This is a genomic window from Bacillus sp. PK3-067 (assembly GCF_056738645.1).
Genome location: NZ_CP096490.1, coordinates 522,501 through 538,649, shown reverse-complemented (window position 1 = coordinate 538,649; position 16,149 = coordinate 522,501). Strand labels below are relative to the sequence as shown.

Below are 16,149 nucleotides of genomic sequence, written 5' to 3'. Positions count from 1 at the left end.
TTGGTTACTCTATCATATGCATATTGTAAAAATAATTGACAATAAATTCATGAAATTGCATCTTAATTTATTACATTTGGACAAGGTATGACACTTTATACACATATGAACGGATAATAAAACGCTGTCCCGCAAAATACAAGAGACAGCGTTTTGTTATCAAACTATCTGTTTAACAAGCTACCTACATAGCGTAGTAATTCGTTTGCTGAAGAAGAATTATAGCCATGCTCATCAATTAAACGCGCAACAACATCATTGATTTTCTTAAGCTGATTTTCGTCCGGCGTTTTCGTTGATGTTGTAATTTTCACTATATCTTTTAAATCAGCAAATAGTTTTTTCTGAATCGCTTCACGAAGACGTTCATGTGAATTATAATCAAAGCGTTTTCCTTTACGGGCATAAGCAGAAATGCGAATTAAAATCTCTTCACGGAACGCTTTCTTAGCATTTTCTGAAATTCCAATTTGCTCTTCAATTGAGCGCATTAGTTTTTCATCTGGACTCATTTCTTCTCCTGTTAACGGATCACGTAATTTCGATTTATTGCAGTACGCCTCAACGTTATCTAAGTAATTATCCATAAGCGTCTTAGCTGATTCTTCATATGAATAAACAAACGCTTTTTGTACTTCTTTCTTCGCGATTTCATCGTATTCTTTTCTCGCTAATGAGATGAAGTTCATGTAACGTTCACGGTCTTCATTACTAATGGATGGATGCTGATCTAGCCCATCTTTTAAAGATCTAAGTACATCTAACGCGTTAATAGATGGTACCTCTTTTCGAATGATTGTAGACGAAATTCGGTTAATGACATAACGAGGATCAATACCCTTCATACCTTCATCTTGATATTCGCGTTGTAATTCTTCTACATCAATCGCATTATAACCTTCTACCGTTTCTCCATCATACAAACGCATCTTTTTAATTAAATCAATATCCGGACGCTTCGGATCTTTTAAACGAGTTAAAATAGTGAACATTGCTGCAACGCGAAGTGTGTGTGGTGCAATGTGAACATTCGATACATCACTTTCACGAATCATTTTTTCATAAATATGTTCTTCTTCACTTACTCGTAAATTATAAGGAACTGGCATTACAATAATTCTTGAGTGCAATGCTTCATTTTTCTTATTTGCTATAAATGAGCGATACTCTGTTTCATTCGTATGCGCTACAATTAATTCATCTGCTGAAATAAGCGCAAATCTTCCCGCTTTGAAATTCCCTTCTTGCGTAAGCGATAATAAGTGCCATAAAAACTTCTCATCGCATTTTAACATCTCTTGGAACTCCATCATTCCTCGGTTTGCCTTATTTAATTCTCCATCAAATCGATACGCACGCGGATCTGATTCTGAACCATATTCTGCAATCGTAGAAAAGTCCAGACTACCTGTTAAATCTGCAATATCCTGTGATTTTGGATCAGACGGGCTAAATGTACCAATCCCTGTACGGCGATCTTCAGAGAAGAAAATACGCTCTACAACTACATCCTCAATTCTTGATCCGTATTCTTGCTCTAAACGCATGACATTTAGTGGTGATAAATTCCCTTCAATTCTAACCCCATACTCATCAAAGAAATCATCTCGTAAATGATGTGGAATTAAATGCAGTGGATCCTCGTGCATTGGGCATCCTTTAATTGCAAAAATTGCTCCGCGATCTGTTCTTGAATATGTTTCTAATCCTCGTTTCAACATTGTAACTAACGTTGATTTCCCTCCACTAACAGGACCCATTAATAATAAAATTCTTTTTCTAACATCTAATCGTTTTGCAGATGGATGAAAATATTCCTCTACAAGACGTTCTAGAGCATCCTCTAATCCAAAGAGCTGATTACTAAAGAAGTTATACTTTCTTCTACCATCAACTTCTTCAATTCCAGCGTCTTTTATCATATTGTAAATGCGAGAGTGTGCTGTTTGAGCCACCCATGGTCTTTCTTTCACAAGCTCCAAATACTCCGCAAACGTACCTTCCCATTGTAAACGTTCTTCTGCTGCTCGATGCTGTTCAATCTTTTTTAGAATATCCATTATAGCTCCTCCCCCATCTCCTTGTTCAATCGGATTATTATAAAAGGTATGCTAGGATGTCCTTAAACATTCTTTAAATCAAAACGAAATATATAATAGCACGCTAAAATTCTCTCCAAAATTCAAAGAAAATTCTGTATAATATAGGTATTAACATTTTTACACTGCTATTCATTATAAATAAATTCTTTTCTTCTAAGAACCTTACATACATTTTGGATAATAAATAAAACTCATAAACCGAAAACAGTAAGGAGGATATTAGTATGAAATTATTATTAATTTTAGGTGTATCACTCACATTTCTTACAGCTATTTTTACATCCGGTTACAATGACAAACCAGGTACACATAAAAAATGATGTGCTTTTAGCACATCATTTTTTTATTTATAATACATATTTTCCATATCATATTTGGATAGTGGTCGGCTATAATAATAACCTTGTACAAGCTTCACATTCTTTTCTTTCAAAAACTGTATTTGCTCCTTTTTTTCTACTCCTTCTGCAATTATATTCAATTCTAAAGTATGAGCTAAATGAATAATTGCAGCTGTAATATTCGTATCACGTTCATCTATATGTATACCTTCCATAAAAGAACGATCAATTTTTAAAGTATCAATTGGATATGTTTTTAAATAACTTAAAGATGAATAGCCTGTTCCAAAATCATCTAAATGAATCTTTAAATTTTGTTCTTTTAATTGTAGTAACACTCTCTTTGATATATCTTTATGTATAAGAGCTCCTTCTGTAACCTCTATCGCTAATAAATGAGCTGATACATTGTACTTATTTAAAGCCCGTGTAATCATCTCTATTAATGTAATAGAACGAAAGTGTCTAGCTGAAATATTAACCGCAATTGGGACCACTTCATATCCTTTATTTAACCATTCGCGCAGTTGCTGACACACTTGATTTACTACCCATTCATCGAGCTTAATAATAAATCCTGTTCTTTCTGCCAACGGAATAAATTGGTTTGGAGAAACAAATCCTAATTCCTTATTCTCCCACCTTATTAAAGCTTCCATACTAGCTATTTTTTTCGTTTCAATATTAATTTGTGGCTGATAATATAAGAAAAATTCATTTTTTTCTATAGCACGATGTAACTGGTTTTCTATTATAAACCTTTGTTCACGCTCACAGTCTAATCCACTACAATAAAAATGATAATGTCCTTTTCCTTTTTCTTTTGCTTTTTCTAAAGCAGCATCGACCCTCTGAAATAGTATTTTTTCATCTTCTCCATCTGCTGGAGCCATTACAATTCCAATTGATGCACTTAAATATACATCTTCTTCTTCGATTACAAAATATTCACTAATATTTTTCAGTATGCTTTTTGCAACTTCCTCTACATATTCTTTCGTTATATTTTCTATCAACATAACAAATTGATCATCGTGTTCTCTAAATAAGTGCATACCTTCTATTTTTAGATTGCTTAAACATTCTGTAACTTTTTGTAATACTTTATCTCCCTCTTTATGACCAAATGTATCATTAATACGATGAAACTCATCTAAATCTATAAATACAAGCGCAAAATTTACACTCTCATTTAAAAAAGTATTTAACTTATTTGTACATGAAATTCTATTCATTAATCCCGTTAACTGGTCATAGTAAGCTAAATATTCTGTTCGCATTTCGTTTAATACTTGCCTTGTAACATCTCTCGTAACAATATAAATCCCAACAATTTCACCGTTCACAATAATCGGGATAGTTCTCAAAGAAATATATAGCTCGTACCCTTCTTTATGAACATATTTCTTTGAAACAATTTGTTTTGCTTTTCCTTGCATCGATCCCTTAAATATAATTTGAAAATCTTTTTCATATTCTTTATTAATGAATTCAAAAATAAATTTATTATTTAATTCCTCATACCGGTATCCAAATATTTCATACGTTGCCGGATTTGCATATGTAACTCTCCCTATAGAATCTATAGATATAATTGAGTCATTATTATATTCCAGTAACGACTTAAATAACATTTGTTTTTCCTCTATCTTTGTCTTCTCCTCAATTTGAGCTGTAATATCTCTTGTAATACAAATAACAAATTGACATATTCCTTCTTCGTCGCAGACAGGATTAAGTGAAGATTCATAATGTATCTCACCTTTTGGTAAATTGACTACATCACAAAAGGTGTGTGCTTTCGCTTCTCTCACTACTTTTGCATATTGCCTTTGCAATATCCCCGCTATATCTTTTGGTAATACTTCTGCAAAAGTTTTTCCATAGCACTCTTCGCTTAACCTAGCATAATCCATTCCTATTTTATTCACATACATATATTGAAACGTTTCATTATCAATAACTTTCAATATGAATACTAAATCTTGAATAGCATGTAATAATCCTTGTCTAATTAAATCCATATCTATCATACTTAAAAAGGTATTTTGATTACTATATTCTTCCTTCATATTTATCTCAACCCGTCTTATCTATTTTTAATCATATATCCCATTCTATATGATTATGTCCTCTCTTTTAAATGTATGATTATATATTATTTTTATTTTATAAAAAAAAGTCGCCATATGGCGACTTTTAATAAACGATTTCTAAATCTAATCCAGGGTAATTTTGTTGACGGAACGCTTCATAAATTAAAATTGCTGCTGTATTAGATAAATTTAATGAACGTACTTTATCTGTCATTGGAATACGTAAACAATGATCAAAGTTTTCTTCGATTACATTAGCTGGTAAGCCGTTTGTTTCTCTTCCAAATACAAAATAGTAATCCTTCTCACGCTTGCTATAGTCAAACGCTGTATGAGCTTTCTCGCCATACTTTGTTAAATAGAAGAATTCACCGTCTTTATTTTTTTCATAAAATTCTTCAATTGAATCATAATACGTAATTTTTACGTGCTGCCAATAATCTAATCCTGCACGCTTTAACATTTTATCATCCGTTGAAAATCCAAGCGGTCTAATCAAATGTAATTCTGTTCCAGTTGCTGCACAAGTACGAGCAATATTCCCTGTATTTGCTGGAATTTCTGGCTGATATAAAACAACATGTACTCCCACGCGATATTCACCTCTGTTTTTTGTCTACTACGTATTATACCACTTGAGCGAAAAATCTCTACCCATTAATAATATGAAAGAATTTATATTTCATTTGTGGTGTATATTTACTAGAGTCTTCATAGTTCCAATAACGTCGACGGCTATTCGCTGAATGTGCATTTACAAGCGGCATACCATCTGCATCTTTTGCTACTACAATCGTCGTATGATTCCATCTTCCGTCATCCTCGAAATCATAAGCAATGACATCTCCAAGAATAAGTTCTTCTGGCCTCTCTACCGCCTCTGCTCGAAGTCCTGTTGTAGCACCTGACAAATACCAATAAAAAGAATGTGCAACAGCCCAGCTCCAACTCCACTGATTCTCCCTTTGCCACCATCCTTTACGAATATTAGGATACCCGTTCATAGATACTTCTCCAGTATGAAGACATTGAGAAATGAAATTCGTACAATTATCAGGGAAATTACGATACATAGGATTCCGGTCATCCCACCAACGCTCTGCATATTTCACTGCCTCTAAACGATTATACTGATAAGAACCGTACTTCTCTTTCGTAATATCCCTTTCTAATGTCTCACCCATTCTAATTTCTTCTGACACTTCAATAGCAGAATCGCCTATAATTCGACTATTATTTAAACAAACTCTTCGTTTTAATTGTTCCTCTTCAATATAAAATAATTCTTTATGCTTAATTAAATATTTAAAATGTATTTGATAATCAATTTCTTGATGGTCATTACTATTTAATTGTCTAATGAAAGAAACATCCGCAGTTGCTTTCACTATATGTGCACTACGCCTTTGAAACAATTGTTTCTTTCTCAGTGCCATTTGTAGTAAATCCTCAGCAATACCATCCACATTCGTTCTTTTCTCCGTTATATATGCTAAAAATTGTTGTACTTGGTTTTCAATCTTCGTTTTTACAACCATTCTGTCTCCCTCCCATATTACAATATGAAAAAGGGAAATATTATCTACTCTTTTTTCTGTGCTAACAATTCAAGCCCGCGATTCATTTCATGAAGCACTTCTTCATCTTTCTCACGTTCCATCGCTTTCTCAATCGCTTCGCCTACTCCATCTCCGCCAATTTTCCCAAGTGCCCATGCTGCCGTTCCGCGTAGTACCGGTCTTGGGTCATCTTTCATAACACCAATTAAATCTGGAATTGCCGATGCTTCTTTAAAATGTGCTAATGCTAAAATCGCATTTCTTTGCAGTGGTTTTTTCCCTCTCCATGACCCTGACATAATCCCATATTTCTCTTTAAAATCACGATTACTAATTGTTAAAAGTGGCGTTAATAATGGTTTAACTAGCTCAGGATCCGGCTCCATCTCAGGATGATTATGAAAATCCATTCCTTTGTTTTTCGGACAAACAGTCTGACACGTATCACATCCATATATGCGATTTCCTATTTTATCGCGATATTCTTCAGGTAGGAATCCTTTCGTTTGTGTTAAAAACGCAATGCACTTCTTCGAATCTAACTGTCCCCCCTGTATTAAAGCACCGGTAGGGCAAATATCGATACATTTCGTACAGCCTCCGCATTGATCTTCTATCGGCTTATCTGGCGGGAATGGAACATTTGTAATCATTTCCCCTAAGTATACGTACGAACCAAATTCAGGTGTAATAATAGAGCAGTTTTTACCGCTCCATCCAATACCAGCACGCTCTGATACAGCTCGATCACTTAATTCACCTGTATCAACCATGGACTTCACTTCTATATCGGGAAGTTTTTCAATTAAATATGCCTCTAATTTTTGCAAACGATCTCGTAAAACAAGATGATAATCTTGTCCCCAAGAAGCACGACAAAAAATCCCACGGCGTTCTCCACGCTTACTTAATGGTGCATTTTTTAATTTTGAAGGATATGCTAAAGCAATCGCAATAATTGATTTAGCACCCGGTAATAACAGTTGCGGATTCGTTCTCTTCTCTATATCAGGCTCTTCAAATCCAGATTGATAATTTAATTGTTGTTGCTGGATTAAGCGCTGCTTTAATTCCTCAAAAGGAGAAGCGCTCGCAAAGCCTATTTTATCTATGCCAATTGTTTTACTATACGCAATTACATCTTGCTTTAATTGTTCAAAATCCACTCTTAATCGCCTCCTCAGATGAATCCACCCCTTATGTAACCACTCTATTGGTTAGTAATTCACGTTTGGAATACTATCATTTACTTCTATTTTCGCATGTAATTATATTTTTCAAACATTAAAAAACGCAATGCCTCGTTTATCTCGGAAACGAAACACTGCGTTGATCACAATTTATAGAAAAACTTTTAATAAAATTTGGAGCGGGTGAAGAGAATCGAACTCTCGACCAGAGCTTGGAAGGCTCTTGTTTTACCACTAAACTACACCCGCAAATATGAATTACATATAAGATATTAGAATAACTTATGTAAAATAGTATAGCATGTAAAAAAAGTAGAGGCAAGAATTTTATCGAAAAAAGTCGAAAAAGTGATGAGAGACCTCATCACTTTTTCAATTCTTTATCAATTGCCTTCTTCATACTATCAAAATCAGGATTTGCAAGATTTCCGTTTACATATACAGAAGGAGCACCTTGAACTTTTAATTTTTGAGCACGATCTGAATCTTTACTTACTTTTTCTTTAATGTCTTTACTGTGTAAATCTTTCTTAAATTGCTCTACATCAACTTTTGGAAGTTTCTCTTTCACAATGCTAAGAAGCAAATCTTCTGTAATCCATTCTTCCGTATCTTTCTTTTGATTTTGATAAATCTCATCATAGAAAATCCAGAATGAATCTTTATCTTGTTTATAAATTGCTTCACCAGCTGCTGCACCTAAATCTGAGTCTTTTCCGATAAATGGGAAGTTAATAAAATATAACTGCACTTTGCCTTTATCAATATACTCTTCTTTTAATCGAGGTAATACTGTTACATCCCAAGTACGACAAGCAGGACATTTAAAGTCTCCAAATTCAACTACCTTAACTGGAGCATCATCTTTCCCTAAAGATTGTTGCGTAGAATAAGCAAACATCTCATTCCCTTTATCTTTTTTGTCATTTATGATGCTATACGCAATTGTTCCAATTACAATCAATACTGCGATAGAAAAAACTATACCAAGAGCCATGAGTTTATTTGATTTCATATACATTCCTCTTTAAATTCATATTCTGTATACAGCATTGTACACAATACACATAATATCAACACTTATATACGTCACGCAATGAACACGCTCACATAAATTACAAAAACACAATAATTGTGACGATATTGTGTCACAATTTGTCACAATTTATTCAAAAAAAGAAGCTCCTCTATAGGAACTTCTCTTAACTTACTGCTTTTTTACGCGCGCTATTTAACATCGACTGCTCTATTTTTATATCATGACGAATTACCAATTTCTCACTAACTGCTTGAACATACTCATCATGGCTTATATAGCCTTCTTTCTCCATTAGTCTCAAAACGACATTACGTCTCTCTACTGCTTTATCATAATTTTGGGCAGGTGAGTAATAAGCAGGTGCTTTTACTACAGCAGCCATCATTGCACTTTCAGCCAACGTTAATTGGTTCACCTTTTTACCGAAGTAAAGGTTTGCTGCTTTTTCAATTCCCCATGCTCCTTCTCCATAATAAATATTACTTACATATAATTTTAATATTTCATCCTTCGTAAATGTGCGTTCAATTTTTTTCGTATAAAAAATCTCTTTCCACTTCCGAGAAAATGTACGTTCATTCGTTAAAAAGGCATTTTTAGATAGCTGCTGTGTAATTGTACTTCCTCCTTGCACGACACCACCAGCCTTTATATTCTCAACAGATGCCCTAATAATTGCTATATAATCTAAACCGTTATGATGATAAAATCTTTTATCTTCTGTCGCAATAAATGCATGTGTTAATGATTCTGGCACCTCTAACTTAGCCGGTACATGTAATTTACTAATATCACTTTTCTCAATCATTACATTTCCAATGAATAATAACGTACAACTTAACAATAATAATAATATAATGGCTTTATAAAAAAGTTTAGTCATTGGATTTAATGCAACTTTTTGATGATAGTTCACCCTAGATAATACTCGTTCTTTCATCTTGAACACCTCTTTTCCACACAGCATATAACTCTTACTTTAAGAATACATTGTTGTAAAAAAATATCCCATCGATTTCTCTTACACGTACCTTACATCATTGTAAGGTATAAAGTGAAACTTTAATCGGCCCTCATTAATCAAGCTTACTGCCCAGCAAATAGTTGGATAAAAAAGTATTGTATCACAGTCTTTTTTTATCTACTATTCATCTGAAATATTGAATATAGGTTATGTTAAAGTACGAATAACCAATAAAAGAGAAACCCTTAAGACTATTATATTTTCACTTTACACTTTAATTATATCATCTACAAATATATATACTTTTGACTATCTAGTAATCTAAATGTATATAACATATAGATTTATTATACAGAACAAACGTTCCCTGAATCAATACTAGTGCTATTATTATTTTGACCTTTTTCTTAAACAGTATACAAAAAAAGAGTAGTGATTCGAATGTATCTCAAATCGGCTACTCTTTTCTTTACAATCTTCCTATTAAATTATACGGCTGTACTTCCCACGTTTCATACGGAATAAAATGTGTTGCTCTCATTGCATCAAGCGTTCTGGATTTCATATGAGGACGCGTTATATACTCATCTATGTTCTCTTCATTTAACTCAACAAATTTAGCCTCTTGTATTTCTTCAGGTTGAATTTTTATTTCACCACTTATATATGCTACTTTAAAAACAACAGCTAGAATATGCATAGAAGTATTATAATAAACGCCTGTAATTCCGATAGGCTTCACCGTTAACCCTGTTTCCTCTTTTATTTCCCTACAGACAGCTTGATCGAGCGCTTCGCCTTCTTCTACCTGTCCTCCTGGCAACTCCCACGTATCAGCTCGCCAGTGCACTTTTGTTAATAACACTTCATTTTTTCCATTTGTTAAATAACCGGCTACAGCAACGATATGCTTTGGTGTCTTATGTTCCATATTAAGCCTCCTAGAGATAATGAATATTTTATATATCCCTATAATCATATTCCCTACCTACAACAAAATACCTTTAATACTTCATCACCTTAATTAACTTCATAAAAAAGACCCTATCCGCTAAGCGAAAAGGGTCATCTATCGTATTACTCTCCTAAGTCTACGTTGTGATAAACTTGTTGAACATCTTCTAAATCTTCTAATGCATCAACCATTTTCTCAAATTGTGCTTGAGCATCTTCAGGAAGTGTTACATCACTTTGTGCAAGCATTGTTAATTCTGCAACTGTAAACTCCTCAACGCCAGCACCTTTAAGTGCAGATTGTACTGCATGAAATTGATCTGGTTCAGCATACACGATAACAGAATCTTCTTCTTCTAGAATGTCACGTGCATCTACATCTGCTTCCATTAAAATTTCAAGAACTTCATCTGATGTTTTACCTTCAAGGCCGATAACAGCTGTCGCATCAAACATGTAAGCTACAGAACCGTTCACACCCATATTACCACTATTTTTGCTAAATGCAGCTCGTACATCTGCTGCAGTACGGTTTACGTTATTTGTAAGTGTATCTACAATAACCATAGCTCCATTTGGTCCGAATCCTTCATAACGAAGCTCGTCATAATTTTCTTCTGAACCGCCTTTTGCTTTTTCAACTGCACGATCAATAATTGTTCTTGGAACATTGTATGTTTTCGCACGCTCTAATACAACTCTTAGTGCTTGGTTTGATTCTGGATCTGGCTCGCCTTGTTTTGCTGCCACATAAATTTCACGCCCAAATTTCGCGTATATACGGCTTGTATTTGCATCTTTTGATGCTTTTTTGTCTTTAATATTGTTCCATTTACGGCCCATACTTTCCACTCTCTTTCCCGTTTTAAATCTACATAAAAATATTAATATGAAATATAATGTGTGTTCAACACATTTTTAAAAGAAATATAAAAAGTTCATTTTTGATTCATATTACAGACATAATATAAATCACTATCATTTTGTTCTTTCGACAAGTTATATTATACATGAATTCCTACGTTTATTACGAATTTTAGAAGCACATAGTATAATTTAACAAAAAGACTCTAACATTTCTGTTACAGTCTTTTTATATTGCCAATAAAGATTTCCATATTATTCCCATAATTGTTTTCTATTGTTGTATAATAAAAATAGGAAAAAATTTGAAGAAAAGATGGAGGGTGAATTATGACACATTCCAAAGACAAAAAATCACATGCTTTTAAAGGAATAGGAGAGAAGTTAAACCCAACTATCTATCAAGTGAGATTCATGAAATTAGATGAACCAATTCGATTTGAGTCGTTTCCTGAATTAAAGGAATTAGGAGACTGGTTGAGTACTTCAACGCACATGTGGTCATGCCACTCAACTATGTACAAATACAACAGAGAAGAGTTTGAAAAGAAGTTCTTAGAAATTACGAAATTAACAGCTGATCATGTACTAATATCTACTGGTGGCGTCGGATTTAACTTCATGTCACCAGGTTGGAGAAATTCTCTATAAAATAATGAAATTATATAAAGGGATAAAAATTTATCCCTTTATTGTTTTGTAGCTTTCCCCAACTGTATCGCATGTACTAAATGAATAAGTTTACCTTAATCATTTATAACCATTTCACCAACACACCATTTTTGCTTATTTTATAGTATGATGAAAACATAAAAAGACTCTACACATTTGGTGTAGAGTCTTTTATTACGCCGTTCATGATACCGATGGTCGGGGTCGAACCGACACTCCCGAAGGAACACGATTTTGAGTCGTGCGCGTCTGCCAATTCCGCCACATCGGCACAAAAGAAAAGGCGGCAACCGGATTTGAACCGGTGATAAAGGTTTTGCAGACCTCTGCCTTACCACTTGGCTATGCCGCCATATTAAATTTTATTGGAGCGGAAGACGGGATTCGAACCCGCGACCCCAACCTTGGCAAGGTTGTATTCTACCACTGAACTACTTCCGCAAAAATGGCTGGGCTAGCTGGATTCGAACCAGCGCATGACGGAGTCAAAGTCCGTTGCCTTACCGCTTGGCTATAGCCCATCGAATTCTTACTTAATTATATGTAAGTATCCATTAGATTATTTGTAATTTTTAAAATAAAAATGGGGCGACTGATGGGAATCGAACCCACGAATGCCGGAGCCACAATCCGGTGCGTTAACCACTTCGCCACAACCGCCATGTTGTGTAAATATATTTGGCAGGGGCAGTAGGAATCGAACCCACACTGGAGGTTTTGGAGACCTCAGTTCTACCTTTAAACTATGCCCCTATGTAAATGGTGGAGGGGGGCAGATTCGAACTGCCGAACCCGAAGGAGCGGATTTACAGTCCGCCGCGTTTAGCCACTTCGCTACCCCTCCGAAACTTACATGGTGCCGGCTAGAGGACTTGAACCCCCAACCTACTGATTACAAGTCAGTTGCTCTACCAATTGAGCTAAGCCGGCGTATTTTATTAAAATAAATGGTGGCTCGGGACGGAATCGAACCGCCGACACGAGGATTTTCAGTCCTCTGCTCTACCGACTGAGCTACCGAGCCTTATTAAAATGGCGGTCCCGACCGGGGTCGAACCGGCGATCTCCTGCGTGACAGGCAGGCATGTTAACCACTACACCACGGGACCATTTGGTTGCGGGGACAGGATTTGAACCTGCGACCTTCGGGTTATGAGCCCGACGAGCTACCGTGCTGCTCCACCCCGCGATAATACTATTCATATAAAATTTATATGGTGGAGGATGACGGGATCGAACCGCCGACCCCCTGCTTGTAAGGCAGGTGCTCTCCCAGCTGAGCTAATCCTCCAAAGTGGTGACCCGTACGGGATTCGAACCCGTGTTACCGCCGTGAAAGGGCGGTGTCTTAACCACTTGACCAACGGGCCAAATATTATAAATCCTATGGCGGAGAGCAAGGGATTCGAACCCTTGATACGCTTGTGACGTATACACGATTTCCAATCGTGCTCCTTCGGCCAACTCGGACAGCTCTCCAATGGCTCCGCAGGTAGGAATCGAACCTACGACCGATCGGTTAACAGCCGATAGCTCTACCGCTGAGCTACTGCGGAATAATATTGCCTGGCAACGTCCTACTCTCACAGGGACAAGGTCCCAACTACCATCGGCGCTAGAGAGCTTAACTTCCGTGTTCGGTATGGGAACGGGTGTGACCTCTCTGCCATCATTACCAGACATTATTCTTTTGAGACAATCATTATTATAACTTATTTACTTTAAAAGTCAACAAGTTTTTTATGTTCTCTCAAAACTAGATAACATTGCTACATATTATATGGTTAAGTCCTCGATCTATTAGTATTCGTCAGCTCCACATGTCACCATGCTTCCACCTCGAACCTATCAACCTGATCATCTTTCAGGGATCTTACTAGCTTACGCTATGGGAAATCTCATCTTGAGGGGGGCTTCATGCTTAGATGCTTTCAGCACTTATCCCTTCCGCACATAGCTACCCAGCTATGCCCTTGGCAGAACAACTGGTACACCAGCGGTGCGTCCATCCCGGTCCTCTCGTACTAAGGACAGCTCCTCTCAAATTTCCTACGCCCACGACGGATAGGGACCGAACTGTCTCACGACGTTCTGAACCCAGCTCGCGTACCGCTTTAATGGGCGAACAGCCCAACCCTTGGGACCGACTACAGCCCCAGGATGCGATGAGCCGACATCGAGGTGCCAAACCTCCCCGTCGATGTGGACTCTTGGGGGAGATAAGCCTGTTATCCCCGGGGTAGCTTTTATCCGTTGAGCGATGGCCCTTCCATGCGGAACCACCGGATCACTAAGCCCGACTTTCGTCCCTGCTCGACTTGTAGGTCTCGCAGTCAAGCTCCCTTATGCCTTTGCACTCTACGAATGATTTCCAACCATTCTGAGGGAACCTTTGGGCGCCTCCGTTACACTTTAGGAGGCGACCGCCCCAGTCAAACTGCCCACCTGACACTGTCTCCCGGGTCGATAAGACCCGTAGGTTAGAATTTCAATACAGTCAGGGCGGTATCCCACCAGCGCCTCCACCGAAGCTAGCGCTCCGGTTTCAATGGCTCCCGCCTATCCTGTACAAACTGTACCAAAATTCAATATCAGGCTACAGTAAAGCTCCACGGGGTCTTTCCGTCCTGTCGCGGGTAACCTGCATCTTCACAGGTACTATAATTTCACCGAGTCTCTGGTTGAGACAGTGCCCAAATCGTTACACCTTTCGTGCGGGTCGGAACTTACCCGACAAGGAATTTCGCTACCTTAGGACCGTTATAGTTACGGCCGCCGTTTACTGGGGCTTCAGTTCAGAGCTTCGCTTACGCTAACCCCTCTCCTTAACCTTCCAGCACCGGGCAGGTGTCACCCCCTATACTTCGCCTTACGGCTTCGCAGAGAGCTGTGTTTTTGCTAAACAGTCGCTTGGGCCTATTCACTGCGGCTTTCCGTTAAGAAAGCACCCCTTCTCCCGAAGTTACGGGGTCATTTTGCCGAGTTCCTTAACCAGAGTTCTCTCGCACACCTTAGGATTCTCTCCTCGCCTACCTGTGTCGGTTTGCGGTACAGGCACCTTTTATCTCGCTAGAAGCTTTTCTTGGCAGCGGGGAATCAAAGACTTCGCTCCATAAGGAGCTTCCCCATCACAGCTCAGCCTTTACGATAAGCGGATTTGCCTACTTATCAGCCTAACTGCTTGGACGTGCACAACCAATCGCACGCTTCTTCTATCCTTCTGCGTCCCTCCATTGCTCAAACGATAAAGAGGTGGTACAGGAATATCAACCTGTTGTCCATCGCCTACGCCTGTCGGCCTCGGCTTAGGTCCTGACTAACCCTGAGCGGACGAGCCTTCCTCAGGAAACCTTAGGCATTCGGTGGACGGGATTCTCACCCGTCTTTCGCTACTCATACCGGCATTCTCACTTCTAAGCACTCCACCAGTCCTTCCGGTCTGACTTCACTGTCCTTAGAACGCTCCCCTACCACTGATACCATTGGTATCAATCCGCAGCTTCGGTGGTGTATTTAGCCCCGGTACATTTTCGGCGCAGAGTCACTCGACTAGTGAGCTATTACGCACTCTTTAAATGGTGGCTGCTTCTAAGCCAACATCCTAGTTGTCTAAGCAACTCCACATCCTTTTCCACTTAATACACACTTTGGGACCTTAGCTGGCGGTCTGGGCTGTTTCCCTTTTGACTACGGATCTTATCACTCGCAGTCTGACTCCTAAGGATAAGTCATTGGCATTCGGAGTTTGACTGAATTCGGTAATCCGATGAGGACCCCTAGTCCAATCAGTGCTCTACCTCCAAGACTCTTACACTTAAGGCTAGCCCTAAAGCTATTTCGGGGAGAACCAGCTATCTCCAGGTTCGATTGGAATTTCTCCGCTACCCACACCTCATCCCCGCACTTTTCAACGTGCGTGGGTTCGGGCCTCCATTCAGTGTTACCTGAACTTCACCCTGGACATGGGTAGATCACCTGGTTTCGGGTCTACGACCACGTACTAAACGCCCTATTCAGACTCGCTTTCGCTGCGGCTCCGCCTCTTCAGCTTAACCTCGCACGGGATCGTAACTCGCCGGTTCATTCTACAAAAGGCACGCCATCACCCGTTAACGGGCTCTGACTATTTGTAGGCACACGGTTTCAGGATCTCTTTCACTCCCCTTCCGGGGTGCTTTTCACCTTTCCCTCACGGTACTGGTTCACTATCGATCACTAGGGAGTATTTAGCCTTGGGAGATGGTCCTCCCAGATTCCGACGGAATTTCACGTGTTCCGCCGTACTCAGGATACATTCAAGAGAGAACGAAGTTTCGACTACGGGGTTGTTACCCTCTACGACGGACCTTTCCAGGTCGCTTCGTCTAC

The 16,149-nt window shown here is 38.1% G+C and carries 10 protein-coding genes, 16 tRNA genes and 2 rRNA genes (1 of these 28 cut by a window edge); 1 reads left to right on the top strand and 27 read right to left on the bottom strand.

Going from position 1 to position 16,149, the window contains the following annotated elements; all coding sequences use genetic code 11:
* Window positions 1-164 precede the first annotated feature (164 nt).
* The 10 genes from M1D73_RS02850 to M1D73_RS02805 all read right to left on the bottom strand — a co-directional run bounded on the left by M1D73_RS02850 (window position 165) and on the right by M1D73_RS02805 (window position 11,088).
* Window positions 165-2,060 (bottom strand): PrkA family serine protein kinase, encoded by a 1,896-nt coding sequence (locus tag M1D73_RS02850; protein ID WP_000353273.1) that lies wholly within the window; start codon window positions 2,058-2,060, stop codon window positions 165-167.
* A gap of 385 nt (window positions 2,061-2,445) precedes the next feature.
* Window positions 2,446-4,515 carry a sensor domain-containing protein gene (locus tag M1D73_RS02845; RefSeq protein WP_000657173.1) on the bottom strand — a complete coding sequence of 690 codons (2,070 nt, stop codon included), beginning with the start codon at window positions 4,513-4,515 and terminating at the stop codon, window positions 2,446-2,448.
* A 127-nt stretch (window positions 4,516-4,642) separates the two neighbouring features.
* The gene (gene trmL / locus M1D73_RS02840) at window positions 4,643-5,131 is read right to left on the bottom strand and encodes a tRNA (uridine(34)/cytosine(34)/5-carboxymethylaminomethyluridine(34)-2'-O)-methyltransferase TrmL (protein WP_000538147.1); all 489 of its coding nucleotides are present in this window, start codon (window positions 5,129-5,131) and stop codon (window positions 4,643-4,645) included.
* Window positions 5,132-5,189: 58 nt separating this feature from the next.
* Window positions 5,190-6,077, bottom strand: a complete 888-nt coding sequence (locus tag M1D73_RS02835) for an amidase domain-containing protein (RefSeq protein WP_481157991.1) — start codon at window positions 6,075-6,077, stop codon at window positions 5,190-5,192.
* A gap of 44 nt (window positions 6,078-6,121) precedes the next feature.
* Window positions 6,122-7,264 (bottom strand): tRNA epoxyqueuosine(34) reductase QueG, encoded by a 1,143-nt coding sequence (gene queG / locus M1D73_RS02830; RefSeq protein WP_000345215.1) that lies wholly within the window; start codon window positions 7,262-7,264, stop codon window positions 6,122-6,124.
* A gap of 199 nt (window positions 7,265-7,463) precedes the next feature.
* Window positions 7,464-7,537 (bottom strand) — tRNA-Gly (locus M1D73_RS02825).
* A gap of 115 nt (window positions 7,538-7,652) precedes the next feature.
* On the bottom strand, window positions 7,653-8,303 hold the full coding sequence (locus M1D73_RS02820) for a DsbA family protein (RefSeq protein WP_000841307.1): 651 nt from the start codon (window positions 8,301-8,303) through the stop codon (window positions 7,653-7,655).
* Window positions 8,304-8,490: 187 nt separating this feature from the next.
* Window positions 8,491-9,267, bottom strand: coding sequence for a transglycosylase domain-containing protein (locus M1D73_RS02815; protein ID WP_000664715.1), 777 nt, complete (start codon window positions 9,265-9,267; stop codon window positions 8,491-8,493).
* Between the two features lie 493 nt (window positions 9,268-9,760).
* Window positions 9,761-10,222, bottom strand: a complete 462-nt coding sequence (locus M1D73_RS02810) for an NUDIX hydrolase (RefSeq protein WP_098213013.1) — start codon at window positions 10,220-10,222, stop codon at window positions 9,761-9,763.
* 146 nt (window positions 10,223-10,368) lie between these two features.
* Complete coding sequence (locus tag M1D73_RS02805; RefSeq protein ID WP_000532952.1) at window positions 10,369-11,088, bottom strand: YebC/PmpR family DNA-binding transcriptional regulator; 720 nt, start codon at window positions 11,086-11,088, stop codon at window positions 10,369-10,371.
* 351 nt (window positions 11,089-11,439) lie between these two features.
* On the opposite strand from M1D73_RS02805, the gene M1D73_RS02800 reads away from it, so the two are divergent.
* Window positions 11,440-11,760, top strand: a complete 321-nt coding sequence (locus M1D73_RS02800) for a DUF3884 family protein (RefSeq protein ID WP_000149743.1) — start codon at window positions 11,440-11,442, stop codon at window positions 11,758-11,760.
* Between the two features lie 210 nt (window positions 11,761-11,970).
* On the opposite strand, the gene M1D73_RS02795 is transcribed toward M1D73_RS02800, so the two are convergent.
* From M1D73_RS02795 to M1D73_RS02715, 17 genes are all read right to left on the bottom strand, one after another.
* Window positions 11,971-12,052, bottom strand: a tRNA-Leu gene (locus M1D73_RS02795).
* 10 nt (window positions 12,053-12,062) lie between these two features.
* Window positions 12,063-12,133: transfer RNA gene (locus M1D73_RS02790), tRNA-Cys, on the bottom strand.
* A gap of 14 nt (window positions 12,134-12,147) precedes the next feature.
* Window positions 12,148-12,222 (bottom strand) — tRNA-Gly (locus M1D73_RS02785).
* Window positions 12,223-12,227: 5 nt separating this feature from the next.
* Window positions 12,228-12,302 (bottom strand) — tRNA-Gln (locus tag M1D73_RS02780).
* Between the two features lie 63 nt (window positions 12,303-12,365).
* Window positions 12,366-12,441: transfer RNA gene (locus M1D73_RS02775), tRNA-His, on the bottom strand.
* 19 nt (window positions 12,442-12,460) lie between these two features.
* A tRNA-Trp gene (locus M1D73_RS02770) sits at window positions 12,461-12,534 on the bottom strand.
* Window positions 12,535-12,541: 7 nt separating this feature from the next.
* Window positions 12,542-12,625 (bottom strand) — tRNA-Tyr (locus tag M1D73_RS02765).
* 10 nt (window positions 12,626-12,635) lie between these two features.
* A tRNA-Thr gene (locus tag M1D73_RS02760) sits at window positions 12,636-12,711 on the bottom strand.
* Window positions 12,712-12,729: 18 nt separating this feature from the next.
* A tRNA-Phe gene (locus M1D73_RS02755) sits at window positions 12,730-12,805 on the bottom strand.
* A gap of 9 nt (window positions 12,806-12,814) precedes the next feature.
* Window positions 12,815-12,890: transfer RNA gene (locus M1D73_RS02750), tRNA-Asp, on the bottom strand.
* A 3-nt stretch (window positions 12,891-12,893) separates the two neighbouring features.
* Window positions 12,894-12,970: transfer RNA gene (locus tag M1D73_RS02745), tRNA-Met, on the bottom strand.
* 26 nt (window positions 12,971-12,996) lie between these two features.
* A tRNA-Val gene (locus M1D73_RS02740) sits at window positions 12,997-13,072 on the bottom strand.
* Between the two features lie 4 nt (window positions 13,073-13,076).
* Window positions 13,077-13,151, bottom strand: a tRNA-Glu gene (locus M1D73_RS02735).
* A gap of 17 nt (window positions 13,152-13,168) precedes the next feature.
* Window positions 13,169-13,260, bottom strand: a tRNA-Ser gene (locus M1D73_RS02730).
* A 2-nt stretch (window positions 13,261-13,262) separates the two neighbouring features.
* Window positions 13,263-13,337 (bottom strand) — tRNA-Asn (locus M1D73_RS02725).
* An 8-nt stretch (window positions 13,338-13,345) separates the two neighbouring features.
* A 5S ribosomal RNA gene (gene rrf, locus M1D73_RS02720) occupies window positions 13,346-13,461 on the bottom strand.
* 100 nt (window positions 13,462-13,561) lie between these two features.
* Window positions 13,562-16,149, bottom strand: a 23S ribosomal RNA gene (locus M1D73_RS02715); it runs 334 nt beyond the window's last position.